This is a genomic window from Kosakonia sp. ML.JS2a (genome assembly GCF_025642095.1).
Lineage (GTDB): Bacteria > Pseudomonadota > Gammaproteobacteria > Enterobacterales > Enterobacteriaceae.
The window spans coordinates 1,328,856-1,355,164 of sequence record NZ_CP106754.1; the positions used below are offsets into that span (position 1 = coordinate 1,328,856).

A 26,309-nucleotide genomic window follows, 5' to 3' on the forward strand; every position below is an offset into this window, starting at 1 on the left:
TCTCCAAATGGAGACATTTAATTGTATGAATAATAAGAAATTATTTTTAACGCTATTCGGGTGTTGTTAAACAGCGACAGTGCGCTGAAAAGATAAACATCTTACCGTTGCGTGTGATAAACATAAAATGATTAAAAATCAATTGGTTAAATTATATGTTTGTGCATTGGCATAATACGTGCATAATATTAAGCAGTGGCTCATTCAGCTTCCTTATGTCAGCCCCTTCGGGACGTGCTACATAAACTTCGAATGACGCACTCAAAGGTGCCTGCCGTCCACCTGCTGATAATTGCTTTGCTTTATCAGGCTTCGGGCGAAACGTCGAGTTAGGCACCGCCTAATTTCATAACAGAGCCGGGCTTATGCCCGGCTTTGTTGTTTCTGGCTTTCCCCCGGCGCGTTACTCAGCTAGCATCCCTGTATCTTTTCTTGCGAGAGCATTGCGTTGAAACGTTGGCTTATTTTCCCCCGCTCGCTGCGCCAGTTGGTGATGATGGCGTTTCTGTTGATTTTATTGCCGCTGCTGGTGCTGGCCTGGCAGGCGTGGCAAAGCCTGAATGCCCTCAGCGCCCAGGCATTGCAAACCAACCGCACAACACTTATTGACGCGCGTCGCAGCGAAGCCATGACCAACGCGGCGCTGGAAATGGAGCGCAGTTACCGCCAGTATTGCGTGCTCGACGACGCCACGCTGGCGCGGGTGTATCAAAATCAGCGTAAACGCTACAGCGAAATGCTGGATGCCCATGCGGGCGTGCTGCCGGATGATAAGCTCTACCAGGCGCTACGCCAGGATCTGAACGATCTCGCCCAATTGCAGTGTAAAAACAGCGGTCCTTCCGCTTCAGCCTCCGAGCGGCTGGAAGCCTTTGCCGCCGCAAACACCGAAATGGTGCAATCCACCCGCGCGGTGGTGTTCTCCCGGGGTCAGCAATTACAGCTGGAAATCGCCGAGCGCGGCCAGTTTTTTGGCTGGCAGGCGCTGGTGTTGTTTATGGTCAGTCTCGGGCTGGTGCTGCTGTTTACCCGTATGATCATCGGCCCGGTGAAGGGGATTGAACGGATGATCAACCGGCTGGGGGAAGGGCGATCGCTTGGTCATACTGTGGTGTTTAAAGGCCCACGCGAGCTGCGCTATGTGGGTGAACGCATTATCTGGCTCAGTGAAAGGCTGGCGTGGCTGGAGTCTCAGCGTCATCAGTTTTTACGCCATCTGTCGCATGAGCTTAAAACCCCGCTCGCCAGTATGCGCGAAGGCACGGAGCTGCTTGCCGATGAAGTGGTGGGGCCGCTGACGGTGGAACAGAAAGAGGTGGTTGAGATCCTCGATGCCAGCAGCCGCAATCTGCAAAAACTCATTGAGCAATTACTGGACTATAACCGCAAGCTTGCCGACGGTGCGGTTGAGCTGGAAGAGGTGGAGATCGCGCCGCTGGTGGACATGGTTCTCTCTGCTCACAGTTTGCCGGCGCGAGCTAAAATGATGCATACCGGGGTCACGCTCGATGTCGCGACCTGCCAGGCTGAACCGATGTTACTGATGAGCGTGCTGGATAATCTCTACTCTAACGCGGTGCACTATGGCGCTGAATCCGGTAACATTTATCTGCACAGCTATACTGCCGGCGCGCGGCTCTTTATTGACGTGGCAAATACCGGTACGCCTATCCCTGAAGCAGAACGCAGCATGATCTTCGAGCCCTTTTTTCAGGGCAGCCATCAACGAAAAGGGGCGGTAAAAGGCAGCGGGTTAGGGCTTAGCATTGCCAGAGATTGTATTCGTCGTATGAAGGGCGAATTGTATCTGGCAACCGATAGCGAAGCCGATGTCTGTTTCCGTATTGAGTTACCGCTCAATGTGCCGGTAAAAATAGATTAAATGAACCTGGACCTGGTAAGTATGTCGCATGTTTTTTCCCGCGTAATGAACGCGGTGTCACCGCACAATAAATGGCTTCGTGCGTTTCCTTGCCTGTTGCTGGCCGGATGCGTGGCGCAAAAGCCACAAAGCGCTATCCAGGATGGCCAGGAAGAACGACTCCCTGAGCACCAACTGGCGGATTTTCTCTCAACAGACTGTGATGACATCTGGCTGTTGTCAGGCCCGCACGTCGACACCAACCCGCTTTACTGGCTGCGCGCGATGGACTGCGCACAGCGTCTGGCCCCGGCGGCGGCCCGTGCTGAAGCGCGTTCCTGGACGGACGATAACTGGTCCGCCACGTTCCGCCGTGGCATTTTGCTCTCCAGCGCTAAAATCACACCGCTTGAACGGCGTGATTACACCACCCGGCTGGATGCTGTAAGTCCGACTATCCCGGCGCAGGTTCGCCCGCTGTTCCAGCTCTGGCGCGATAGCGAAATGTTGCAGTTACAACTGTCAGAAGAGCGCAGTCGCTACAGCAAACTGCAACAATCCACCGATAGCGAGCTGGATACGTTACGCCAGCAGCAGCAATTTTTACGTGAGCAACTGGAAACCACCACGCGCAAGCTGGAGACGCTGACCGATATCGAACGGCGGCTTTCCACGCGTAAGCCCGCACCAGCCGATCTGCCGGATAGCTCGCGCCCGTCGAAAAGCGATGGGAATCAGGAGGATGTAAAACCATGACAAGTCGCAAACCTGCCCATTTACTGCTGGTGGATGACGACCCGGGCCTGCTGAAGCTGCTGGGGTTGCGCCTGACCAGCGAGGGGTACAGCATTGTCACCGCCGAGAGCGGGCAGGAAGGATTGCGCATTCTGGCGCGGGAAAAGGTCGATCTGGTGATAAGCGATCTGCGCATGGATGAGATGGATGGCATGCAACTGTTTGCTGAGATCCAGCGCGTTCAGCCTGGCATGCCGGTGATTATCCTGACGGCGCATGGCTCAATACCGGATGCGGTAGCGGCTACGCAGCAGGGCGTCTTTAGCTTTCTCACCAAACCGGTGGATAAAGACGCGTTGTATAAAGCCATTGATGAGGCGCTGGAGCACAGCGGTCCGGCGGCTGACGATCAGTGGCGCGAAAGCATTGTTACCCGTAGCCCGGTGATGCTGCGCTTGCTGGAGCAGGCGCGAATGGTGGCGCAGTCCGATGTCAGCGTGCTGATCAACGGGCAAAGCGGGACCGGTAAGGAGATCCTCGCGCAGGCGATCCACAACGCCAGTCCTCGCAGTAAACGCGCATTTATCGCCATCAACTGCGGCGCGTTACCTGAACAACTGCTGGAGTCGGAGCTGTTTGGTCATGCGCGTGGGGCGTTTACCGGCGCGGTCAGTAGCCGCGAAGGGCTGTTTCAGGCGGCGGAAGGCGGCACGCTGTTTCTTGATGAAATTGGCGATATGCCGATTCCGTTGCAGGTGAAATTGCTGCGTGTGTTGCAGGAGCGCAAAGTCCGCCCGCTGGGCAGCAATCGCGATATTGATATTAATGTGCGTATTATTTCCGCCACCCACCGTGACCTGCCGAAAGCGATGGAGCGCGGTGAGTTTCGCGAAGACTTGTTTTACCGTCTGAATGTTGTGAACCTCAAAATCCCGGCACTGGCGGAGCGCGCGGAAGATATTCCGCTACTGGCGAACCATCTGCTGCGCCAGTCGGCGGATCGTCACAAACCCTTTGTTCGCGCTTTCTCCACCGATGCCATGAAACGGCTGATGACCGCGAGCTGGCCGGGCAATGTGCGTCAACTGGTTAACGTGATTGAGCAGTGCGTGGCGCTGACATCCTCACCGGTGATCAGCGATGCGCTGGTTGAACAGGCGCTGGAAGGGGAAAACACGGCGTTGCCCACCTTTGTTGAAGCGCGTAACCAGTTTGAACTTAACTACCTGCGTAAACTGTTGCAAATCACCAAAGGTAATGTGACCCACGCCGCGCGGATGGCGGGGCGCAACCGTACTGAATTTTACAAATTACTCTCGCGACATGAGCTGGACGCCAACGACTTTAAGGAGTAATGGCGCGGTGAGTATGATACTGTGAGCAACCGATTACGATGCAGCAGACTGGCAAGAGCGTTTAAGGACCGACCATGAAAAAGATTGATGCGATTATTAAACCTTTCAAACTGGATGATGTGCGTGAAGCACTGGCGGAAGTCGGCATCACCGGGATGACGGTGACCGAAGTGAAAGGTTTTGGTCGCCAGAAAGGCCACACAGAACTTTACCGCGGCGCGGAATACATGGTGGACTTTCTGCCGAAAGTGAAAATTGAAATTGTGGTCACCGATGACATCGTTGATACCTGCGTGGATACCATTATCCGCACGGCGCAGACTGGCAAGATCGGCGACGGCAAAATCTTTGTCTTTGACGTTGCGCGCGTGGTGCGTATCCGTACCGGCGAAGAAGACGACGCGGCAATCTGATGTTGCTCCCTCACCCTGCCGGGTGAGGGAATGCCCGCTTACAGCACCTTATGCGGCCCAAAGCATTCGTAGTGGATATTCGTTTTGTCTACGCCGAGCGTCACCAGTTGCTGAGCGGCAAACTGCATAAATCCAACCGGTCCGCAGAGGTAAAACTGCATCATCGGGTCGCTGAACTTCCCTTCCAGTTGCGTTAAATCCATTAAACCTTCGCTGTTAAAACGACCCGCACTCCGATCTGCCGCTTCCGGTTGGCGATACCAGATATGTTGGCAGAAGCGATCCAGTGATGAACCCAGTTTGCTGACTTCATCGGCGAAAGCGTGAACCTGGCCATTGTCCGCGGCATGGAACCAGTTTACCTGTGCGCTGTGTTGAGAGGCGGCAAGGCTGTTCAGCATTGCCAGCATCGGGGTTTGCCCTACACCTGCGGAGATCAACGTGACCGGGGTCTCAGCAGACACATCCATAAAGAAATCCCCCGCTGGTGCGGCCAGGTGCACCACATCACCCGGTTGGGCTTTATCATGCAGCCACTCTGAAACCTGCCCGCCGCTTTCGCGTTTCACGGCGATACGGTAGCTCGTCCCGTTCGGCTGGCGGGTCAGTGAGTACTGACGGATCTCCTGATGAGCAAAACCTTCCGGTTTCAGCCAGAGGCCAAGATATTGCCCCGGCTGGTAAGCCGCGACCGGCTGATCGTCTAGCGGTGCGAATTCAAAGCTGGTGATCAATGCGCTCTGCGGGGTTTTCTCCAGCAAGCGGAACGCGCGTGTTCCTTGCCAACCGCCCTGTTTTTCCGCGTGCTCATGGTAAATCTGCGCTTCGCGATGAATAAACACCCCAGCCAGCACGCCATAGGCTTTACCCCAGGCATCCAGTACCTCTTGTCCTGGGCTGAACATTTCATCCAGCGTTGCCAGAAGGTGCGCGCCGACAATGTTGTACTGCTCCGGCTGGATCTGAAAACTGGTGTGTTTCTGCGCGATCTTTTCGACGGCAGGCAGCAATGCCGCGAGGTTATCGATATTGCTGGCATAAGCGGCAATCGCGTTGAACAGCGCTTCACGCTGGTCGCCATTGCGCTGATTGCTCATATTAAAGATCTCTTTCAGTTCCGGGTTGTGGCTGAACATCCGGTCGTAAAAATGTGCGGTGAGTTTAGGTCCGGTGGCGGCCAGCAGGGGAAGGGTGGCTTTGACCGTGGCGATGGTTTGAGCGTCGAGCATTATGGCTTCCTTTAGCGATGACTATTTAAAGTTGTATCTTAAATGCATCTTATGGCGCGGCGCACAGCCTTGTAAAGAGCGGGCCATGTAAAGGGATTTGCATCGTGAATAAGTTGCATCACAAACCTGAAAAGAAATCCGCTTAAATGGGGAAGTCCGTTATCGCTCAAACCCTTGCCTGGCGCGGAGCCAATCGTTTGCGTAAAAACCTTTGTCAAGACCTGTTATCAGGATATTAATCAGTTATACTGTGAGCCGTTCCCCAAATTGGGCCCTCATTTAGAGTTGTTTTTGTTAGCTGAGTCAGGAGATGCGGATGTTAAAGCGTGAAATGAACATTGCCGATTATGATGCCGAACTGTGGCAGGCTATGGAGCAGGAAAAAGTACGTCAGGAAGAACACATTGAACTGATCGCCTCCGAAAACTACACCAGCCCGCGTGTAATGCAGGCTCAGGGTTCTCAGCTGACGAACAAATACGCCGAAGGTTACCCGGGCAAACGCTACTACGGCGGTTGCGAATATGTCGACATCGTTGAGCAACTGGCGATCGACCGTGCAAAAGAGCTGTTCGGTGCTGATTATGCCAACGTCCAGCCGCATTCAGGTTCACAGGCGAACTTCGCGGTGTACACCTCTCTGCTGGAGCCGGGCGATACCGTACTGGGTATGAACCTGGCGCACGGTGGTCACCTGACTCACGGTTCCCCGGTTAACTTCTCCGGTAAACTGTATAACATCGTGCCTTACGGCATCGATGAAACCGGTCATATTGATTACAACGACCTGAACGCGCAGGCGCAGAAACACAAACCGAAAATGATCATCGGTGGTTTCTCGGCTTATTCCGGCGTGGTTGACTGGGCAAAAATGCGTGAAATCGCTGACAGCATCGGTGCATACCTGTTTGTGGATATGGCGCACGTTGCCGGTCTGGTGGCCGCCGGCGTTTACCCGAACCCGGTTCCGCATGCGCACGTGGTGACCACCACGACCCACAAAACGCTGGCTGGCCCGCGCGGTGGTTTGATCCTGGCGAAAGGCGGCAGCGAAGAGCTGTACAAAAAACTGAACTCCGCTGTGTTCCCTGGCGGCCAGGGCGGCCCGCTGATGCACGTGATTGCCGGTAAAGCGGTGGCGCTGAAAGAAGCGATGGAGCCGGAGTTCAAAACCTACCAGCAGCAGGTCGCGAAAAACGCCAAAGCGATGGTGGAAGTGTTCCTGAACCGTGGTTACAAAGTGGTGTCCGGCGGTACGGATAACCACCTGTTCCTGCTGGATCTGGTGGATAAAAACCTGACCGGTAAAGAAGCGGATGCTGCGCTGGGCCGCGCTAACATCACCGTTAACAAAAACAGCGTACCGAACGATCCGAAAAGCCCGTTTGTCACCTCCGGTATCCGTATCGGTAGCCCGGCGGTAACCCGTCGCGGCTTTAAAGAAGCGGAAGTGAAAGAGCTGGCAGGCTGGATGTGCGACGTGCTGGATAGCATCAATGACGAAGCGGTGATTGAACGCACGAAACAGAAAGTGCTGGATATCTGCGCCCGCTTCCCGGTTTACGCGTAAGTTTCAGTTGAGTCAAACGAAAGCCCCGAAAGGGGCTTTTTTACGTCTTATTGCAGCCCGGCGTAACCGTGGATGCCCATATAAATCCCTACGGCTGCGATCAATGCACTGGAAAAGTAGGGGGCTTTACGCGCCAGCGTATTAAAGCCGGACCAGCGTTTTGCCGCCTGCTGTACGCTGACTGCCGCGCCGACGCCGACGGCGACCAGCGTCAATGCCAGGCCAATACTGAAACAGACCACCATCGTGGCGCCTAACGTCAGCGCTTTAAGCTGAATACAGATAAGCAGAATGGTGATGGCCGCCGGGCACGGGATCAAGCCTCCGGTCAGGCCGAACAGCAGAATCTGTCCGTTGGTGACTTCCCCACCGTTGAAACGCCGCTCAATATCCCGGGCGTGCGCCCGTTCATGCGCATCCTGATACTCCTCTTCCTGTTTTGCTACGCTTCGCATGGCGAGGATCGTTGGCTGTGCACGCACCGCAGACAGTTGTGGCTGGAAGATTAACCCACGCGGCTGAGGAGTGTGGTCGTGATGGTCATGATGATGGTGATGTTCGTCATGATGATCGTGGTGGTGGTGCCCTGCGCGTCGGGCGTTTTCCCCTTGCCATGTCCGCCAGAACATCCACGTTGCAGTACCGAGGATCACCACGGCGGAGATCATTTGCAGCCAGGGCTCCACCGACTGCGCGGTAAATTTCTGGCTGATAAACATTCCGCCCAATGCGATCAGCCAGACTACCGCGGTATGAGAGACCGTGGCCGCCAGCCCTAACATGATGGCCTGTTTAACCGTGCCTTTGATAGCGATAATAAACGCCGCCATCATGGTCTTTGAATGCCCTGGCTCCAGGCCATGCAGGGCGCCGAGCAGAATAGCGCTGGGAATAAAAAACCAGGCGTTCCCTTGCTGAAAAAGTGTGGTGAAGTCATTCATGAGAATAATTCTCGGTAACATTTTGTGCGTTTAAATCTACTCCCCCCCAGTAAAAAATACTACCCCCCAGTAGAAATAAACTCCCCCCCAGTTGATGCATGGTATGCTATCGTCAGTTACGTACGATGAAACTGAGGTCGGTATGTCGCACACCATTCGGGATAAACGAAAGCTAAAAGCGCGGGCGAGCAAAATAGAAGGGCAGGTGGTTGCGCTGAAAAAAATGCTCGACGAACCGCATGAATGCGCGCAGGTTTTGCAGCAAATCGCGGCTATCCGCGGTGCGGTCAATGGCTTAATGCGCGAAGTGATCAAAGGGCACCTGACCGATCATATTGTCCATGAAAGCGATGAAATTAAGCGCGAAGCAGACCTGGATGTCGTGTTAAGCGTGCTGGATTCTTACATCCGCTAGTCCGCCACGCCTTGTTATCTGATTGTTACTTGCCAGCCCGGCTATTTGCCGCCAGACTATCGCCTCCATTCAGGAGGAAATCATGGTTCTGCAGTCCACGCGCTGGCTGGCGCTCGCTTATTTCACCTACTTTTTCAGCTACGGCATTTTCTTACCTTTCTGGAGCGTCTGGCTCAAAGGCGTCGGGTTAACCCCGGAAATCATCGGTATGTTGCTGGGCGCAGGCCTGGTGGCGCGTTTTCTGGGTAGTCTGCTTATTGCGCCACGCGTTAGCGATCCGTCCCGTCTGATTACTGCGTTGCGTGTGCTGGCGCTGATGACATGCCTGTTTGCGCTTGCCTTTTATGCGGGCAGCCACGTGGCCTGGCTGACGGTGGTGATTGTGGGCTTTAACCTCTTCTTCTCGCCGCTGGTGCCGCTGACCGACGCACTGGCCGGTACCTGGCAAAAACAATTCCCCATGGACTATGGCCGCGTCAGGGTCTGGGGATCCATTGCCTTTGTGATTGGCTCTGCGCTGACCGGTAAGCTGGTGAGTCTGTATGACTATCGGGCGATTCTGGCGATGCTGACGCTTGGCGTGGCATCCATGCTGCTGGGCATGCTGCTGCGGCCCTCCGTCTTACCGCAGGGTGAACAGCGACATCAGGAAGGCGCTGGCTGGCAGGCATGGCGTCAATTGATTGTCCAGAACTGGCGTTTTCTCGCCTGCGTCTCCCTGCTGCAGGGCGCTCATGCCGCCTATTACGGCTTTAGCGCGATCTACTGGCAATCCGCCGGGTATTCCGCTTCGACGGTGGGTTACCTCTGGTCGTTGGGCGTGGTCGCGGAAGTGATCATCTTCACGCTCAGCAATCGTCTGTTCCGTCGCTTCAGCGCGCGCGACTTGTTGCTGCTTTCCGCGTTTTCCGGGCTGGTGCGTTGGAGCCTGATGGGCTGGACCACCGACTTACCCTGGTTGATTGTCGCGCAGATCCTGCACTGTGGAACATTCACCGTTTGCCACCTGGCGGGCATGCGTTATATCTCGGCGCGCAAGGGCAACGAAGTGATCCGTTTGCAGGCGGTCTACTCCGCCGTTGCGATGGGGGGCAGCATTGCATTGATGACCATGATTGCCGGGTTCTTGTTTGAGCATCTGCATCAGGGGTTGTTCTGGGTGATGGCGCTGCTGGCGATCCCGGCCATCTTCCTGCGACCGAGAGTCTCCGCACAGCAGTCCGTCGCCAGCTAGGTTAGCACTCCAGCATGGCGCGAATATGCTGCTGTTGCTGAGCGCTTAATGGGCCATCGGTGTGGATCAGCGGTGGTGAAAAGAGCGGCAACGGCGTGGTGTACGGCGTGACGATCAATGTGACATCGCGCGGTGCGCCTTGCCGGCGAAACTCAGCCAGTGGCAGATAGTTAATCGTGAGCGGCAGCAGCGTTAATTCACGTAGCTGTTGCTCTATTTCCTGTTCCCGCGCACTGTCTTCGCCGGTAATTAACACCACCTGCTTTTCATGTAAATCGCTCTCCTGCATCAGCCAGGCACCGAAAATCACCGCCACCAGACCGGCTTCTTCATCACTGAAGCGCAGACTGTACTCCTCTTCCAACTCTTGCAACGCGCTGCGGGTCGTGCGCATCAAGCGCGGGTAGAGTTGATGGATCTCCTCCGGCAGACTGTTATCAATGCCGATGCCAAACAGGCTGCGATCCAGCGCCTGCGCCAGATGGATATAGAGCTGTGTGGTGAGTCCTTGCTCATCGCTAAAGCGCAGGCCCGCCAGATCGCGAAAACGGACAATCATCCGGTTGATAGCCTGTTGTAGCCGCCGATCCTGGTGGTGGCTGTCGCGCAGAGGGTCGGGGATCCGCACCATCATAAATAACAGCGACAGGAACAGATGCTCACTCTCCTGCGGATGCGCGATCACACGCCGCCGCCAGTGGCGGACAATATCTTGCGCTACCTGATACTCTTCGCGCATCTGCGTCCAGCTTTGTTGCACCGGGTTGAACTCCGGCGTGTGCCCATGGTGGTTTTGCAATAAGCAATATTGCAGGTAGAGACGCAAAAATTGTATATCCCGGCACTCAAAGGAGCGTTGCAGGCGGCGGGCGCACAGATTAATTAACGCGCGTAAATTGGTATCGTCATACAGGGTTCTGGCGATCCCTTGCTGCCGGAGCGCAGTTTTTAACGCCGGGGTAAAATGCTGTGTGATAAATTGCGGGCAGAGCCGGAGTGCGCGCCGCAGCCAGTGCAGCAGGCATAAACGCTGATCCAGCGTTGCACCTTCAATCCGGTAGCCGCCGTTATGCTGCGACACGATGGAAAGCCGATGGTAGCGGTGGATCTCGTTTTCGGTCTCGGCAAGATCCTGGCGTGCCACATGGTCATCCACGCCATTCATGGCACTGATGTGTTCCATGGTGACATGCTGCCCCGGTAGCGCCAGCATCAGCAGTACCTGGCAGCGTCGCTGCGGACTGGAGAGCGCAGATGGGGGCGTCATTACAATTGTCATCTGTCAGATTCCAGTTAGGGGTGTTTGATAAGCGTAGTTAAAGCTATGCTGTGCGATAGCGCAGCCGCTGCTCTTTCCTTCAGGATTGCCGGAGAGCATCACAGAATTTTTCACGTGAGGAATACATGCAAGCAGTTAAACAGTGCGCCTGGGGCGTTTTTCTCGCGCTTTTATCATTCTCAGTGGCGGCGCACCCCCATAGCTTTATCCGCCTGAAAACAGAAGTGTTAGCCGACAATGGGCAGTTTACTGGCCTGAAAATGCGCTGGACGATGGATGAGATCACCTCGGCGGATTTGCTGTACGACGCGGGGAATGCGAAACCCGGTGAGGAAATCTGGAAAAAACTGGCGGCGGAAGTCATGGCTAACGTATTAGGTCAGCACTATTTTACCGAAGTGTGGCACGGTGGGCAGAAGGTGAAGTTTCTCAACCGACCCACGGAATACGGTATGGAGCGGGAGGGGCATCAGGCGGTATTGACATTTATTCTGCCTCTCGCACAACCGCAGCCTCTTCACGGCCAGACCTACACGCTTGCTACCTTCGATCCCACCTATTATGTGGACATGAGTTACGAGCACGATAGCGATGCCTCGCTGCCCGGCGCGCTGCAAACGTCGTGCAACGTGGCGGTTCATACCCCGAAACCTGGCGAAGAGGTGTTGAATTATGCCCAGTCGCTGGACAAAGAAGATGCCCCAGAGGAAGACATGCAACTGGGTAAACAATTCGCGCAGACGGTGACGCTGGCATGTCAGTAATCCCGGCAAGCACGCTGCGCAAACGGCGCTTGCTGCACTGGTGGCCGCTGGCGCTCTTTGTATTGTGCGCCGTGGCTGGCGCGTTCTGGCTGTGGCAAGCCTGGCCGCAGGTGATGGTAAAAAGCGTGGTCTGGCAGCGCGATGTGAATATGCAGATGAGCGGCCTGCTAAAAAGCGTGGCAGAAAACCCCGGCAAAACGGGCGGCTCGCTGCTGCTGTTCAGTTTTGTCTATGGCGTGCTGCATGCGCTGGGGCCAGGGCATGGCAAAGTGGTGATCACCACCTGGCTGGCGACCTATCCTTCGAAACTGAAATCGGGTATTGCGCTAACGCTGGCGTCTTCTTTATTACAGGGACTGGTGGCGATTGTGCTGGTGGTCGTCGTGTTAAGCATTCTGGCGCTACCTGCACGGCAACTGCACCTTAGTGGTTACTGGCTGGAAAAGGGCAGTTATCTGCTGGTTGGCGCACTGGGTGTGCTGCTGTGCTGGCGGGCCGTAAAGCAACTGCGTGTACTGCTGAAAAAGCCGGTGTTCCGGTCTTTTACCCCGCATCATGTGCATCATGAAGGCTGTGGCTGCGGGCATCACCATCTCCCTTCGCCGTCGCAACTGCAAAGTGGCGAGGACTGGCGTGCACGGCTGGTCATCGTCTTGTCGATGGGCATGCGGCCCTGTTCCGGGGCAATTATGGTGCTGTTATTCAGTAAGGTGATTGGCGTGTTTGCCTGGGGGGTTGCTTCCGCGCTGGCAATGGCGGCGGGTACGTCGCTGACCATCAGTTCGCTGGCGTTGTTGGTGCATGGCTTTCGCCAGTTGGCGGTAAAACTCAGCGGCAATCAGGCTCCATCGCTGTGGCGGCAGGTTGGCTGGACGACACTGGCGCTGGCCGGGGGCGTGCTATTGGTTTGTGCGGCGGGAGTGATGTGGGTCAGTGCATTACCACCGGGCGGCGGTTTACGACCCTTTTGAGGTTGATAGCCCGATACGCGTAGCGCTGTCGGGCTATCAATCAATGCGTTAGCGTTTCAGCGCGTCGCTCAGTTCGTCGCGCATATTCGCCAGCATGGATTTCACCACACGCGGGTTACCGGCGACGATGTTGCCGGTCATCATATAGTTATGACCGCCAGTGAAATCACACACCAGACCGCCCGCTTCACGCACCAGCAGTTCGCCGGCAGCAAAATCCCACGGCTTCAGCGCGATCTCAAAGAAACCATCAACGCGACCTGCGGCAACGTAGGCCAGATCCAGCGCAGCGGAACCGGTGCGGCGGAAATCGGCGCATTCGGTGAACAGTTTGCCAACGATATTCATATAGGTAGTGGCGTGCTGTTTGGCTTTGAACGGGAAACCGGTCGCCAGGATGGTGCCATCCAGATCGCGGGCAGTGCTGCCACGCAGACGGTAACCATTGAGCTGAGCGCCCTGACCGCGAGTGGCGGTGAACAGTTCGTTACGCATCGGATCGTAAACCACCGCGACTTCAGTGCGGCCTTTAATACGAACGGCGATAGATACCGCGAAGTGCGGCAGACGTTTGATGAAGTTGGTGGTGCCATCCAGTGGATCGATAACCCATTGTACATCCTGGTCAGCGCCTTCGTGCTCACCACTCTCTTCGGTGATGATGGTGTGTTGCGGGTAAGATTTGCGGATGGTGTCAATAATCACCGCTTCGGCGGCTTTATCAACGTTAGTCACGAAATCATTGCTGCCTTTCTGGCTGGTTTCTACGGTGTCAGGGGTTTCGTAGTTTTTGGCAATTAAATTACCCGCCTTGCGCGCAGCACGCACGGCGATGTTCAGCATCGGATGCATCGGTCTCTCTCACTGGATGTTAAAGAACGGAAAACGGCGCGTATGATAGCAGCGAATTCGGATTATGTCTTCGCTTTATGGTAATATGCGCAAATATTCTTTAGCCGTTGAAAATCTATGCTGCAAAATATTCGAATTGTGCTGGTGGAGACCTCTCACACTGGCAATATGGGCTCCGTTGCCCGCGCGATGAAAACAATGGGATTAACCAATCTGTGGCTGGTTAATCCGCTGGTTAAACCGGACTCTCAGGCTATTGCGCTCGCCGCAGGCGCCAGCGATGTGATTGGCAACGCACAGATTGTCGATACGCTGGATGAAGCACTGGCCGGTTGCAGTCTGGTGGTGGGTACCAGCGCGCGCTCGCGTACGTTGCCGTGGCCGATGCTGGATCCGCGTGAATGCGGTCTGAAGAGCGTTGCCGAGGCGGAACATGCGCCGGTTGCGCTGGTCTTTGGCCGTGAACGCGTAGGTCTGACCAACGATGAACTGCAAAAATGCCACTACCACGTCGCCATTGCCGCTAACCCGGAATACAGTTCGCTGAACCTGGCGATGGCGGTGCAGGTGATTGCTTATGAAGTGCGCATGGCCTGGCTGGCAACGCAGGAAAGCGATGCCCCGGCCGCTCATCATGAAGAGACGCCGTACCCGCTGGTGGACGATCTTGAGCGCTTTTATGGGCACCTGGAACAAACGCTGCTGGCAACCGGCTTTATCCGTGAAAGCCATCCAGGCCAGGTGATGAATAAACTGCGCCGTCTGTTCACGCGCGCGCGTCCGGAAAGCCAGGAACTGAATATCCTGCGCGGCATTCTGGCGTCCATTGAGCAGAACCAAAAGCAATAGCGCCGGACGGCGGCTTTGCTTTATCTGACTCGTAGACCAGAAAAGCAGGCGCGCCATCGGGTCATAAACACCACAGCACGAAACGACAAATACCTGACTAAAACAGTCAACTAAATAGTTGACCAATTTAGTCAGGAATGTCAGACTTGCGACTGCTATGCAACATTAACATTTTAATAATAATCCCCGGGCAGGGGCGAGTCTGAGGCTAGTAAGACATGAGACTGACATCTAAAGGGCGTTATGCCGTGACCGCAATGCTGGACGTTGCACTCAACTCTGAATCAGGCCCGGTTCCGTTGGCCGATATTTCAGAGCGTCAGGGAATTTCACTCTCCTATCTGGAGCAGTTGTTCTCCCGTCTGCGTAAAAATGGCCTGGTGGCCAGCGTACGTGGCCCGGGCGGCGGTTACCTGCTGGGTAAAGAAGCGGGCAGCATTGCCGTCGGCGAAGTGATTAGCGCCGTTGACGAATCCGTGGACGCGACCCGTTGCCAGGGTAAAAGCGGCTGCCAGGGCGGCGATAAGTGCCTGACCCATGCGCTGTGGCGCGATCTGAGTGACCGTCTGACCGACTTTTTAAATAACATTACGCTGGGCGAACTGGTGAATAACCAGGAAATCCTCGACGTCTCCGGCAGACAGCACTCCCACGAATCTCATCGCACGACCCGCGCACAAGACGCTATCGACGTTAAACTGCGCGCATAATAAAAAACAGTATTCAGAATCGGGCCAGGGCACAGTTATGTGCCCTGTTAACACGGTCGTACATCCAGCCGGTTGCCTGATTCCTTGCATTTGAGCGATGTACGGAGTTTAAAGAGCAATGAAATTACCGATTTATCTCGACTACTCCGCAACCACGCCGGTGGATCCGCGTGTTGCCGAGAAAATGATGCAGTTTCTGACCCTGGACGGGACCTTTGGTAACCCTGCTTCCCGTTCACACCGTTTTGGCTGGCAAGCTGAAGAGGCAGTAGACATTGCCCGTAATCAGATTGCTGAGCTGGTTGGCGCCGATCCGCGTGAGATCGTCTTCACTTCCGGTGCAACCGAATCCGATAACCTGGCGATTAAAGGTGCGGCCAACTTTTATCAGAAAAAAGGCAAGCACATCATCACCAGCAAAACCGAACATAAAGCCGTGCTGGATACCTGTCGCCAGTTAGAGCGCGAAGGTTTTGAAGTGACTTACCTGGCACCGCAGAGCAACGGCATTATCGACCTGAAAGAGCTGGAAGCGGCGATGCGTGAAGACACCATCCTCGTATCCATTATGCATGTGAATAACGAAATCGGCGTCGTGCAGGACATCGCAACCATCGGCGAAATGTGCCGTGCGCGCGGTATTATCTACCACGTTGATGCGACGCAGAGCGTCGGTAAACTGCCTATCGACCTGAGCCAGTTGAAAGTGGATTTGATGTCCTTCTCCGGCCATAAAATCTACGGACCGAAAGGCATTGGCGCGCTGTACGTACAACGTAAACCGCGTGTACGCATTGAAGCGCAAATGCACGGTGGCGGTCATGAGCGCGGTATGCGTTCCGGTACGCTGCCTGTTCACCAGATCGTCGGCATGGGTGAAGCCTACCGCATCGCCAAAGAAGAGATGGCGACGGAAATGGAACGTCTGCGCGGGCTGCGTAGCCGTCTGTGGAACGGCATCAACGATATCGAAGAAGTTTACCTGAACGGTGACCTGGAGCACGGCGCGCCGAATATTCTCAACGTCAGCTTTAACTACGTTGAAGGCGAGTCGCTGATCATGGCGCTGAAAGACCTGGCTGTTTCTTCTGGTTCTGCCTGTACGTCTGCAAGCCTGGAACCGTCCTACGTGCTGCGCGCGCTGGGCATGAATGATGAGCTGGCGCACAGCTCCATCCGTTTCTCTTTAGGGCGTTTTACCACCGAAGAAGAGATCGACTACACCATCGCTCTGGTGCGTAAATCCATTGGTCGTCTGCGCGAACTCTCCCCGCTGTGGGAAATGTTCAAACAGGGCGTGGATTTAACCACTATCGAATGGGCTCATCATTAATAACGGTTGCGCAAACAGGAGAATTTAGAATGGCTTATAGCGAAAAAGTAATCGATCACTACGAAAATCCGCGCAACGTGGGCTCTTTTGACAACGGCGACGACAGCGTCGGCAGCGGTATGGTTGGCGCACCGGCGTGCGGCGACGTGATGAAGCTGCAGATCAAAGTGAACGATAAAGGCATTATCGAAGACGCACGTTTCAAAACCTACGGTTGCGGTTCCGCCATCGCCTCCAGCTCGCTGGTGACCGAGTGGGTGAAGGGCAAATCTCTGGACGAAGCGCAGGCGATCAAAAACACCGATATCGCCGAAGAGCTGGAACTGCCGCCAGTGAAAATTCACTGCTCCATCCTGGCGGAAGATGCGATTAAAGCCGCTATCGCGGATTACAAAAGCAAACAAGAAGCGAAATAAGGCAGGAGGTTGTTGTCATGTCCATTAGCCTGAGCGACAGTGCTGCCGCGCGAGTCAATACCTTCCTGGCCAACCGTGGTAAAGGGTTTGGTCTGCGTCTGGGGGTCAGAACCTCCGGTTGTTCTGGTATGGCCTATGTACTGGAATTTGTCGATGCGCCGAACGAAGAAGATACGGTGTTTGAAGACAAAGGCGTGAAGGTCGTGGTCGACGGCAAAAGCCTGCAATTCCTCGACGGTACTCAACTGGACTTCGTCAAAGAAGGCCTGAACGAAGGGTTCAAATTTACCAACCCGAACGTGAAAGATGAGTGCGGTTGCGGCGAAAGCTTCAACGTTTAACCGCCATCACTGATGACCCCACCGCAGGCCTCTGTGCGTGGGGTTTGTTTCGATTGCACACCCGGAACTGTTATGGATTACTTCACCCTCTTTGGGTTGCCAGCCCATTACCCACTCGACACGCAGGCGCTGGCGACACGTTTCCAGGATCTACAGCGTCAGTTTCATCCTGACCGCTTTGCCAGTCAGCCGCAGGCTGAGCAACTTGCCGCCGTGCAGCAATCTGCCACCATTAATCAGGCCTGGCAAACATTACGCAACCCGCTGACGCGCGCCGAATACCTGTTGTCCTTACATGGGTTTGATTTAGCCTCTGAGCAGCACACGGTGCGGGATACCGCCTTTTTGATGGAACAGTTGGAGCTGCGCGAAGAGCTGGATGAGATTGAGCGTGCGGAAGATGCAACGCGACTGGAAGCCTTCCAGACGCGCGTGAAAGGGATGTACGACGCGCGCCACCAGGTAATGGTAGAACAGTTAGATACTCAAACGTGGGACGCGGCGGCGGATACCGTGCGTAAACTGCGTTTTCTCGATAAACTGCGCAGCGCAACAGAACAACTCGAAGAAAAACTGCTCGGTTTTTAATTTTTGGAAGCAAACAATGGCCTTATTACAAATCAGTGAGCCCGGCCTGAGCGCCGCACCGCATCAGCGTCGCCTGGGGGCGGGCATCGACCTTGGCACCACCAATTCGCTGGTTGCCACCGTGCGCAGCGGTCAGGCGGAAACGCTGGCCGACAGCGAAGGTCGCCATTTACTCCCTTCCGTGGTGAACTACCAGGCGGACAGCCACAGTGTGGGTTATGACGCCCGCCGCAACGCCGCGCTGGATCCGCTCAACACCATCAGCTCGGTAAAACGCCTGATGGGCCGCAGCATCGCGGACATCCAGGCGCGTTACCCGCATTTGCCGTGGCAGTTCCAGCCCAGCGAAAACGGCCTGCCGATGATTGTCACCGAGGCCGGTCTGGTTAACCCGATTCGTGTCTCTGCCGATATCCTCAAAACCCTTGCTGAACGCGCGCAACAGACGCTGTCTGGCGATCTCGACGGCGTGGTGATCACGGTACCTGCCTATTTTGATGACGCACAACGTCAGGGCACAAAAGACGCCGCACGTCTGGCGGGTCTGCACGTGCTGCGCCTGCTGAACGAACCGACCGCGGCAGCCATTGCTTACGGTCTGGATTCGGGCAAAGAGGGGGTGATCGCCGTGTACGATCTCGGTGGCGGCACCTTTGATATCTCCATCCTGCGCCTTAGCCGTGGGGTGTTTGAAGTACTGGCCACAGGCGGTGATTCTGCTCTGGGTGGCGATGATTTTGACCACCTGTTGGCGGACTTTATTCGCGAGCAGGCGGGGCTTGACGATCGCAGCGATGCGCGCCTGCAGCGTGAACTGCTGGATGCGGCCATTGCCGCGAAAATTACGCTGAGCGATGCCGACAGCGCCGCTGTCGATGTGGCGGGCTGGCAGGGCGTGATCACGCGCGCACAGTTCGACGATCTGATCGCAACGCTGGTGAAACGTACGCTGCTCTCTTGCCGCCGCGCGCTGAAAGATGCGGGCGTGGAAGCGCATGAGGTGCTGGAAGTGGTGATGGTCGGCGGCTCAACCCGCGTGCCGCTGGTGCGCGAACGTGTGGGCGAATTTTTTGGCCGCACGCCGTTGACGTCGATCGATCCGGATAAAGTTGTCGCCATTGGCGCAGCGATTCAGGCGGACATTCTGGTCGGCAACAAGCCGGACAGCGAAATGCTGCTGCTGGATGTGATCCCGCTGTCGCTCGGGCTTGAAACCATGGGCGGCTTGGTGGAGAAAGTGATCCCGCGTAATACCACTATTCCGGTCGCGCGCGCACAGGAGTTCACCACCTTTAAAGATGGTCAAACTGCGATGTCCATCCATGTGATGCAGGGGGAGCGTGAACTGGTGCAGGACTGCCGCTCTCTGGCGCGTTTCGCGCTGCGGGGCATTCCGGCGCTGCCTGCGGGTGGGGCGCATATTCGCGTCACCTTCCAGGTGGATGCCGACGGTTTGCTGAGCGTGACCGCCATGGAGAAATCCACCGGGGTGGAAGCCTCTATTCAGGTGAAACCGTCATACGGTCTGACCGATGGCGAAATCGCCGACATGATCAAAGACTCCATGAGTTTTGCCGGGCAGGACGTGAAAGCACGTATGCTGGCAGAACAGAAAGTGGAAGCCGCGCGTGTACTGGAAAGTTTGTCCGGTGCGCTCGCCGCTGACGCCGCGCTGTTAAGCGCCGCAGAGCGTGCGGTTATCGACGAGGCGGTGGCGCAATTGCGCGCCGTTGCCGAGGGCGATGATACCGGCGCGATAGAACAAGCCATTAAAAATGTAGATAAACAAACCCAGGAATTCGCCGCCCGCCGCATGGACCAATCCGTGCGTACCGCGCTGAAAGGCCATTCCGTCGACGAGGTTTAATATGCCTAAAATTGTTTTTCTGCCTCATCAGGACCTCTGTCCGGATGGCGCAGTTCTGGAAGCGAAGAGCGGTGAAACCATTCTTGATGTCGCCCTGCGCGGCGGCATTGAGATTGAACACGCCTGCGAAAAATCCTGCGCCTGCACCACCTGCCACTGTGTTGTGCGCGAGGGCTTCGACTCTCTGCCGGAAAGCAGTGAAGACGAAGACGACATGCTGGATAAAGCCTGGGGTCTGGAGCCGGAAAGCCGTTTAGGCTGCCAGGCGCGCGTCACCGATGAAGATCTGGTGGTTGAGATCCCGCGTTACACCATCAACCACGCGCGGGAGCACTGATATGGGGCTGAAGTGGACCGACAGCCGTGAAATCGGCGAGGCGCTGTATGACAGTCGCCCGGATCTGGATCCGAAGACCGTTCGTTTCACCGATATGCATCAGTGGATCTGCGAACTGGAAGAGTTTGATGATGATCCGAATGCATCGAATGAAAAAATTCTCGAAGCGATTCTGCTAGTCTGGTTAGACGAAGCATCGTAATCATCTAACGGGCTGCCTTCGGGCGGCCCGTTTTCACGAATGCGCTAATAAGGATAAATACAATGACAGAAGCCATGAAAATTACGTTAACCACGCAACCTGCTGATGCGCGCTGGGGTGAAAAAGCGACGTACAGCATCAATAATGACGGCATCGCTCTGCACCTGAACGGGAAAGATGATTTGGGGCTTATCCAGCGTGCGGCGCGTAAAGTCGACGGCCTGGGCATTAAGCACGTTGCACTGAGCGGTGAGGGCTGGAATGCCGATCGTAGCTGGGCGTTCTGGGCGGGTTACAAAGGGCCGAAAGGCACGCGCAAAGTGGAGTGGGCGGCGCTTGATGAGGCTGAGCAGAAAGAGCTGGATAGCCGCCTGAAAGTCATTGACTGGGTACGCGACACCATCAATGCCCCGGCGGAAGAGCTGGGTCCGGAACAACTGGCGCAGCGCGCGGTGGATCTGCTGCACAGTGTCGGCGGCGACCACGTTTCTTACCGCATCACCAAAGGTGAAGATCTGCGTGAGCAGAACTACCTTGGCTTGCATACCGTTGGTCGGGGTTCCGAACGTCCGCCCGTTTTGCTGGCGCTGGACTATAACCCAACCGGTAACCCGGACGCGCCGGTGTTTGCCGCGCTGGTCGGTAAAGGCATTACCTTCGATTCCGGCGGTTACAGCATTAAACAGAGCGCGTTTATGGATTCAATGAAATCCGATATGGGCGGCGCGGCACTGGTCACCGGTGCGCTGGCTTTCGCCATTAATCGCGGCCTGAACAAACGCGTCAAACTGTGGCTCTGCTGCGCCGACAACCTGATCAGCGGCAACGCCTTCAAACTGGGCGATATTATCCACTACCGCAACGGTAAAACCGTTGAGATCATGAATACCGATGCGGAAGGGCGCCTGGTACTGGCCGATGGCCTGATCGACGCTTCCGCGCAGAAACCGGAACTGATCATTGATGCGGCAACGCTGACAGGCGCGGCGAAAACCGCACTGGGCAACGATTACCACGCGCTGTTCAGCTTTGACGATGCGCTGGCTGGCCGCTTGCTGAACAGTGCTACCGCCGAGAATGAACCGTTCTGGCGTTTGCCGCTGGCGGAGTTCCACCGTAGCCAGCTGCCGTCGAACTTTGCCGAGCTGAACAATACCGCCAGTGCGGCCTTCCCGGCTGGTGCGAGCACCGCTGCCGGTTTCCTGTCGCATTTTGTGGAAAACTATCAGCAGGGTTGGTTGCATATCGACTGTTCCGCAACCTACCGGAAAGCAGCGGTAGAACAGTGGGCGGCAGGGGCAACGGGCCTGGGTGTGCGCACGCTCGCGAATCTGTTAACGGCTGAGTAATATTTTACTTTTACCCTCGCCCTGATTCTCTCCCTTCCTGGGAGAGGGCCGGGGTGAGGGTTAATTTTTCGGAACTTGTATGTCGGAAACCAAAAACGAATTAGAAACCCTGCTGGAGCAGGCGGCGACCGAGCCGGCGTATCGTCCGGCGTTTTTCCGCACGCTGCTGGACTCCACCGTGTGGGTACCAGGAACCGCGGCGGAAGGTGAAGCGATTGCTGAAGATAGCGCGCTGGATTTGCAGCACTGGGAAAAAGATGACGGAACATCGGTGATCCCGTTCTTTACCTCACTGGAAGCGCTGCAACAGGCTGTTGAAGATGAACAAGGGTTTGTGGTGATGCCTGCCCGCACGCTGTTTGAGATGACGCTGGGGGAAACGTTGTTCCTCAACGCCAAACTGCCGACAGGCAAAGAGTTTACCCCACGCGAAATCAGTCACCTGGTCGGTGAAAAGGGTAGCCCGTTAAGCCAGCAGGAAGTGCTGGAGGGCGGTAGCGCGTTGCTACTGTCTGAAGTGGCGGAACCGCCAGCGCAGATGGTGGACTCCCTGACCACGCTGTTTAAAAGCATCAAAACCGTGAAACGCGCTTTTCTTTGCTCAATAAAAGAGAAAGCCGATGAGCAGGCGAACCTGTTGATCGGTATTGAAGCGGAAGGGGATATCGAAGAGATTATTCACGCGGCGGGCAGCGTAGCGACGGATACCTTGCCGGGCGATGAACCTATCGATATTTGCCAGGTGGTAGAAGGTGAAAAGGGGATTAGCCACTTTATGCTGGCACACATTACCCCTTTCTATGAACGCCGCTGGGGCAGCTTCCTGCGCGATTTTAAAAATAACCGCATTATTTAATGATCAGGTGGCGCCGCGTGCGCCGCTTATTCTCTTTGCTGGCTAAGGGTTATTGTTACTCTTCATTATGCACCCTGACTTCTTTTTACTGATAAACACATTTATGGCCGGAAAGCGGGTGCTATCGTTTACGCTACGTTGATTTGTGGTTCATTTTTATGGATAAAAAAAGCCTGCTGTATTGTTTCGGCATTCCGCTGCTGTTATTCATCTGGTCCTGTTGGCAATATTCCAGAATCAGCGACAGCGATGCCTGGGTTGTTATTGAGTGGGGCACCGCTTCGCACAACATTCTGATGCCACTTTCCCGCCGCTATGTTGCTGGCGTATCCGTCGCTCTCTCCGTCATCGCACTGTTTGCAAGCACCTGCGCTGTGGTATTAAGCCTTTATAGCGTACGCAAAGCCCGAATATCGACCGGGCAGTTAATTCGCGCCTTCACTCTCTGCCGGAAAATGTTGCCGCTGATTATGGCTGTGCTGATGACGGCAATGGGTTTCGCGCTGGTGTCTGTTTTGCTGTATGAATTATTGTGGTTGTTAACGATTAAACAAACCACCCCGCTGAATATTAAGCTGTTCGGCGTGCTGTTACTGGTTACCGGCTGGTTGATTTTTATGGTGCTCAGTAGTCTGTTTCTGCTGAAAAGATGCTATGCGAAAATTCAACCGCAAGACCGGAACGTTTTTGGCATTGCCATGACGGAGCAGGATGCACCCGCACTCTGGCGGTGGGTCAGAGAGCTGGCGCAGCGTGGTCAGGCAAGAATGCCGGATAATATTGTCGTGGGATTGTTTCAGGGATTTTATGTCACGACGTTGCCAGTACAACTGGAAAAAGGCGAACGCCTGACAGGTAACACACTCTATTTTCCCGTGACGCTTGCCGCCTTTCTGGATAAAGACGAAATTGCGGCTGTTATTGGTCACGAGTTGGGGCATTTTTCCGGCCAGGACACCGCATACACACTGCATTTTGCCGGGCTTTATTCCGGCATGAAAAGTAGCCTCGACCATTTTTATCAAAACCTGAAATTCTGTGGCTGGTTCGAGCGGATTGCGCTGTCTCCCCCGGTGCATATTGGCGTCTGGTTTTATCGCCGGTTTGATGTAACGGTCAGTGGCTGGAGCCGGATGCGAGAGCTGGCGGCGGATGCCGCTGGCGCACGCACCAGCACGCCTCAGGCGCTGGCCTCATCGCTGCTACGCTGCACTACGCTGGATATTGAGTTGGCGGTGCCCATGCAGCGTTTTTTAGATCGCAAACTGAACACCACCAATCTGGTTAACACGCTTTACTCGGGGCTTTATAAGCTTGGGGCGTTGAACGCCGAGGTGGCGTTGGGACGGAAGTTATCGCACCCAACCGATCATCATCCGACGGTACGCGAGCGCCTTAAGCAGTTGAATGTACCGCCAGATAATGTGTTACTGACGCGGGCTTCACGTCAGGTCAATGAAGCCGATTATCTCTGGCTGCATCACCTGTTGCCTGACTTCCCGGCACTTTGCCGGGCGCTCACCGCACAAGTCAGCGATGAACTGAATGCCAACCATCATGCTTACCTGGAGCAGTTGCAAGAGATGGCTGCACAGGCCAGTGATGCCGTCGTGGTGTCGCTGAAAAAAGGCAATGTATGGGGCTACATTGCGCTGGCGATGATAGTGGGTTTCCCGGCATGCGTATTGTTTATCCTGAACAGGCTGTGGGGTTTGACTTTTCTGCAGTTTGATATTGTGGTGGGCGGCCTGGCAGCGATGTCGCTAATTTTGGCGCTGGGTGCCTGGGCGATGTATCAACGCGTACGGCAACCCTTGTTGACTCTGCACCCGCAAGCGATTGAGAGTTATCAGCTCAGTGCGCCGTTGGCGCTGTCGAAGATTGAAGCGACCCATGTCAGCAAGTTTCGCGGGCAGAACTGCATCGAGCTGTACTGGACTGAGGGATATCAGCCGCCGGAATGTATTGTCGGGCGGTTTGTGCATAATTTTATTTTGGATACGCAAAAGCGCAAAGTCATCATCACGATCCCTGGCGGGATGACACAGGGCGAGGCGCGAGAAAACATCACCCTCGGCGAGTTGCATACGCGTATCCGCGAATACATTGGCGCAGCCTGGGCGCGGCAGACGCTCAACGATCTCTAACCGGACTGGCAGACCCGGTGTTTTGCACCCTATGTTGCCTCCAGCAGCAATAAATCCATCAACAGCACCAGGTTGGATTCAAACGAGGTGATCCCCGCCGCTTCTGCCGCGAAATGCACTGCTTCGTCGTAGAGTGCGAAATGGATATCGGCCAGCGCGGCCAGCGAGTTCGCGGACGCGCGGGTAAACGCAACGACCGTCATGCCGACGGTGTGCGCGATCCGCGCTTTATCCAGCACCTGTTCGGTTTCACCACTGCGCGATACGGCGATAAACACCTGATAGCGCGACGCATTGCTGAGAAAGATATTGCGGCTGTCACCCGGACCGGAGATAAACGCCGTCTTGCCCAACACCTGTAGCTTCTTGGTTAAATACTCCGCGAACAAATATGAGAAACCTGCGCCATAGAGAAAGAAACTCTCTTTGTCGCGCAGCAGCGCGGCGAACTGGCTACGCTTTTCTGCCGTCACCCATTGAAACGTTTGTTGGTAATTCGCCAGAAACTGCTGAAACAGCGCCGGTAGTTCAACGGTGCCTTCACTGCGTTGATCCGCAATGTGCGGCGTATCGGATAAAAGCTGTTTGCAGTGCCAGATAAATTCGCTAAAGCCGCTGAAGCCCAGTTTCTGGCACAGACGGATAATGGTGGCGGTGGAGACATACGTGGCCTGCGCCAGTTGCCGCACAGTGATGTTGCCTACCAGCAGCGGGTGCTCCGTCAGGTGCGCCAGTACGCGGTACTCGGCGCGGGTCAGTGACTCCCCGCGCGTCAGCAATGGCGCAAGTCGGTTATCCATTTACGCCGGTTCTACGGGTAAATCGTCGCGTGCGCCCCATTCACTCCAGGAGCCGTCATACAGCGTAACGTTATCCGCGCCCAGGGTTGTCAGCGCGAGAATCACCACCGACGCAGTGACGCCTGAACCGCAGCTGGCGATAATCGGCTTATGCAAATCCACCCCCTGGCGGCGGAAAATGGCGGCCAGTTCATCGGTGGTTTTCAGCTCGCCTTCCGTCACCAGATCGCCCCACGGCACATTCTTCGCACCGGGAATATGACCGCGCTTCAGCCCCGGACGGGGCTCGTCCATTTCGCCATTAAAACGCGGTGCCGGGCGTGCATCGACAATCTGTGCTGTCCCTTCGTGACTGACTAACAGGACATCCGTCAGCTTTTTCACCACGGAAGGGTCAAAGTTGGCGTTAAAATCGGACTCCGGCAACGCCACATCGCCTTTTTGCAGCGGCAGGGCATCGCGCTGCCAGCCCGCCAGGCCGCCGGCAAGAATCGACACCTTTTCCACGCCGTAATTGCGCAGCATCCACCAGGCGCGCGGGGCAGAGAAGAGGTTGCCTTCATCGTAGACCACAAGGTGCTTATCCTGGCTAATGCCCAGTTCGCGCATCGCGACAGCAAACGCTTCCGGGCGGATGAGCATGTGCGGTAAGGAAGAGGTGTGATCGGAGAGGGCTTCAATATCAAAAAATACCGCACCAGGGAGATGCCCGGCGCGGTATTCCGCTTTAAGGTCACGATGCTCCTGTCCCGGCGGCGCCATACGGGCGTCAATCAGCTGGATTTCAGGGTCATCGCTGTGTTCTATCAGCCAGTCGGCCGCGACAAAAAACGAGGTAGACATGGTTGCCTCCGTGTCATCAACAGTAATCTGAATTGTTCACGTTTTTTCCTGA

General features: G+C 55.5%; 27 protein-coding genes. 21 read left to right on the forward strand and 6 right to left on the reverse strand.

Annotated elements, in window-relative coordinates:
• Positions 1-448 precede the first annotated feature (448 nt).
• The 4 genes from qseE to glnB all read left to right on the forward strand — a co-directional run bounded on the left by qseE (position 449) and on the right by glnB (position 4,364).
• Positions 449-1,882, forward strand: a complete 1,434-nt coding sequence (gene qseE / locus N7922_RS06520; protein ID WP_263099770.1) for a two component system sensor histidine kinase QseE/GlrK — start codon at positions 449-451, stop codon at positions 1,880-1,882.
• Positions 1,883-2,617 (forward strand): two-component system QseEF-associated lipoprotein QseG, encoded by a 735-nt coding sequence (gene qseG, locus N7922_RS06525; protein WP_263099771.1) that lies wholly within the window; start codon positions 1,883-1,885, stop codon positions 2,615-2,617. It begins immediately after the preceding gene.
• Complete coding sequence (gene glrR, locus N7922_RS06530) at positions 2,614-3,951, forward strand: two-component system response regulator GlrR (protein ID WP_263099772.1); 1,338 nt, start codon at positions 2,614-2,616, stop codon at positions 3,949-3,951. Before qseG ends, glrR begins: the two co-directional genes overlap by 4 nt.
• 74 nt (positions 3,952-4,025) lie before the next feature.
• Complete coding sequence (gene glnB, locus N7922_RS06535) at positions 4,026-4,364, forward strand: nitrogen regulatory protein P-II (protein ID WP_002438074.1); 339 nt, start codon at positions 4,026-4,028, stop codon at positions 4,362-4,364.
• Positions 4,365-4,402: 38 nt separating this feature from the next.
• On the opposite strand, the gene hmpA is transcribed toward glnB, so the two are convergent.
• Complete coding sequence (hmpA, locus tag N7922_RS06540) at positions 4,403-5,593, reverse strand: NO-inducible flavohemoprotein (protein WP_263099773.1); 1,191 nt, start codon at positions 5,591-5,593, stop codon at positions 4,403-4,405.
• Between the two features lie 316 nt (positions 5,594-5,909).
• Between hmpA and glyA the strand changes: the two genes are divergently transcribed.
• The gene (glyA, locus tag N7922_RS06545; protein ID WP_061493687.1) at positions 5,910-7,163 is read left to right on the forward strand and encodes a serine hydroxymethyltransferase; all 1,254 of its coding nucleotides are present in this window, start codon (positions 5,910-5,912) and stop codon (positions 7,161-7,163) included.
• Between the two features lie 47 nt (positions 7,164-7,210).
• Here the strand turns inward: glyA and N7922_RS06550 are convergent, their stop codons facing one another.
• Positions 7,211-8,104 (reverse strand): nickel/cobalt efflux protein RcnA, encoded by an 894-nt coding sequence (locus N7922_RS06550; RefSeq protein WP_263099774.1) that lies wholly within the window; start codon positions 8,102-8,104, stop codon positions 7,211-7,213.
• Between the two features lie 142 nt (positions 8,105-8,246).
• Between N7922_RS06550 and rcnR the strand changes: the two genes are divergently transcribed.
• Together rcnR and N7922_RS06560 are read left to right on the forward strand one after the other, a co-directional pair.
• Positions 8,247-8,519, forward strand: a complete 273-nt coding sequence (rcnR, locus tag N7922_RS06555) for a Ni(II)/Co(II)-binding transcriptional repressor RcnR (RefSeq protein ID WP_061493691.1) — start codon at positions 8,247-8,249, stop codon at positions 8,517-8,519.
• Positions 8,520-8,601: 82 nt separating this feature from the next.
• Positions 8,602-9,753, forward strand: a complete 1,152-nt coding sequence (locus tag N7922_RS06560) for a 3-phenylpropionate MFS transporter (RefSeq protein WP_263099775.1) — start codon at positions 8,602-8,604, stop codon at positions 9,751-9,753.
• A 1-nt stretch (position 9,754) separates the two neighbouring features.
• Here N7922_RS06560 and csiE read toward each other — a convergent pair whose 3' ends face one another.
• Positions 9,755-11,032, reverse strand: coding sequence for a stationary phase inducible protein CsiE (gene csiE, locus N7922_RS06565; RefSeq protein ID WP_263099776.1), 1,278 nt, complete (start codon positions 11,030-11,032; stop codon positions 9,755-9,757).
• A 125-nt stretch (positions 11,033-11,157) separates the two neighbouring features.
• Here csiE and N7922_RS06570 point away from each other — a divergent pair, with 125 nt between their 5' ends.
• Entirely contained in the window at positions 11,158-11,796 is a 639-nt protein-coding gene (locus N7922_RS06570; protein WP_263099777.1) for a DUF1007 family protein, read from the forward strand.
• Positions 11,787-12,767, forward strand: coding sequence for a nickel/cobalt transporter (locus tag N7922_RS06575; protein WP_263099778.1), 981 nt, complete (start codon positions 11,787-11,789; stop codon positions 12,765-12,767). Before N7922_RS06570 ends, N7922_RS06575 begins: the two co-directional genes overlap by 10 nt.
• Before the next feature lie 48 nt (positions 12,768-12,815).
• Here N7922_RS06575 and suhB read toward each other — a convergent pair whose 3' ends face one another.
• Entirely contained in the window at positions 12,816-13,619 is an 804-nt protein-coding gene (gene suhB / locus N7922_RS06580; protein WP_263099779.1) for an inositol-1-monophosphatase, read from the reverse strand.
• Positions 13,620-13,736: 117 nt separating this feature from the next.
• On the opposite strand from suhB, the gene trmJ reads away from it, so the two are divergent.
• From trmJ to N7922_RS06640, 12 genes are all read left to right on the forward strand, one after another.
• A complete protein-coding gene (trmJ, locus tag N7922_RS06585) occupies positions 13,737-14,468 on the forward strand; it encodes a tRNA (cytosine(32)/uridine(32)-2'-O)-methyltransferase TrmJ (RefSeq protein WP_263099780.1) in 732 nt (243 codons plus the stop codon).
• A gap of 218 nt (positions 14,469-14,686) precedes the next feature.
• Positions 14,687-15,178, forward strand: a complete 492-nt coding sequence (gene iscR, locus N7922_RS06590) for a Fe-S cluster assembly transcriptional regulator IscR (protein ID WP_061493703.1) — start codon at positions 14,687-14,689, stop codon at positions 15,176-15,178.
• 118 nt (positions 15,179-15,296) lie between these two features.
• Positions 15,297-16,511 carry a cysteine desulfurase gene (iscS, locus tag N7922_RS06595; protein ID WP_061493704.1) on the forward strand — a complete coding sequence of 405 codons (1,215 nt, stop codon included), beginning with the start codon at positions 15,297-15,299 and terminating at the stop codon, positions 16,509-16,511.
• Between the two features lie 29 nt (positions 16,512-16,540).
• Positions 16,541-16,927: a Fe-S cluster assembly scaffold IscU gene (iscU, locus tag N7922_RS06600; protein WP_007370804.1), complete on the forward strand. Its 387-nt coding sequence runs from the start codon at positions 16,541-16,543 to the stop codon at positions 16,925-16,927.
• Positions 16,928-16,944: 17 nt separating this feature from the next.
• Positions 16,945-17,268, forward strand: a complete 324-nt coding sequence (gene iscA / locus N7922_RS06605) for an iron-sulfur cluster assembly protein IscA (RefSeq protein ID WP_017459009.1) — start codon at positions 16,945-16,947, stop codon at positions 17,266-17,268.
• Positions 17,269-17,340: 72 nt separating this feature from the next.
• A complete protein-coding gene (gene hscB / locus N7922_RS06610) occupies positions 17,341-17,856 on the forward strand; it encodes a co-chaperone HscB (RefSeq protein ID WP_263099781.1) in 516 nt (171 codons plus the stop codon).
• A 16-nt stretch (positions 17,857-17,872) separates the two neighbouring features.
• The gene (hscA, locus tag N7922_RS06615; protein WP_263099782.1) at positions 17,873-19,723 is read left to right on the forward strand and encodes a Fe-S protein assembly chaperone HscA; all 1,851 of its coding nucleotides are present in this window, start codon (positions 17,873-17,875) and stop codon (positions 19,721-19,723) included.
• Position 19,724: 1 nt separating this feature from the next.
• The gene (fdx, locus tag N7922_RS06620; protein ID WP_039079657.1) at positions 19,725-20,060 is read left to right on the forward strand and encodes an ISC system 2Fe-2S type ferredoxin; all 336 of its coding nucleotides are present in this window, start codon (positions 19,725-19,727) and stop codon (positions 20,058-20,060) included.
• A gap of 1 nt (position 20,061) precedes the next feature.
• Complete coding sequence (iscX, locus tag N7922_RS06625; RefSeq protein ID WP_061493707.1) at positions 20,062-20,262, forward strand: Fe-S cluster assembly protein IscX; 201 nt, start codon at positions 20,062-20,064, stop codon at positions 20,260-20,262.
• Between the two features lie 62 nt (positions 20,263-20,324).
• Entirely contained in the window at positions 20,325-21,611 is a 1,287-nt protein-coding gene (pepB, locus tag N7922_RS06630) for an aminopeptidase PepB (protein ID WP_263099783.1), read from the forward strand.
• A 79-nt stretch (positions 21,612-21,690) separates the two neighbouring features.
• Positions 21,691-22,467: an enhanced serine sensitivity protein SseB gene (sseB, locus tag N7922_RS06635; RefSeq protein ID WP_263099784.1), complete on the forward strand. Its 777-nt coding sequence runs from the start codon at positions 21,691-21,693 to the stop codon at positions 22,465-22,467.
• 158 nt (positions 22,468-22,625) lie between these two features.
• The gene (locus tag N7922_RS06640; RefSeq protein ID WP_263099785.1) at positions 22,626-24,614 is read left to right on the forward strand and encodes a M48 family metallopeptidase; all 1,989 of its coding nucleotides are present in this window, start codon (positions 22,626-22,628) and stop codon (positions 24,612-24,614) included.
• 29 nt (positions 24,615-24,643) lie between these two features.
• Here N7922_RS06640 and N7922_RS06645 read toward each other — a convergent pair whose 3' ends face one another.
• Complete coding sequence (locus N7922_RS06645) at positions 24,644-25,414, reverse strand: MurR/RpiR family transcriptional regulator (protein WP_263099786.1); 771 nt, start codon at positions 25,412-25,414, stop codon at positions 24,644-24,646.
• Entirely contained in the window at positions 25,415-26,257 is an 843-nt protein-coding gene (sseA, locus tag N7922_RS06650) for a 3-mercaptopyruvate sulfurtransferase (RefSeq protein WP_263099787.1), read from the reverse strand.
• Positions 26,258-26,309: the final 52 nt, after the last annotated feature.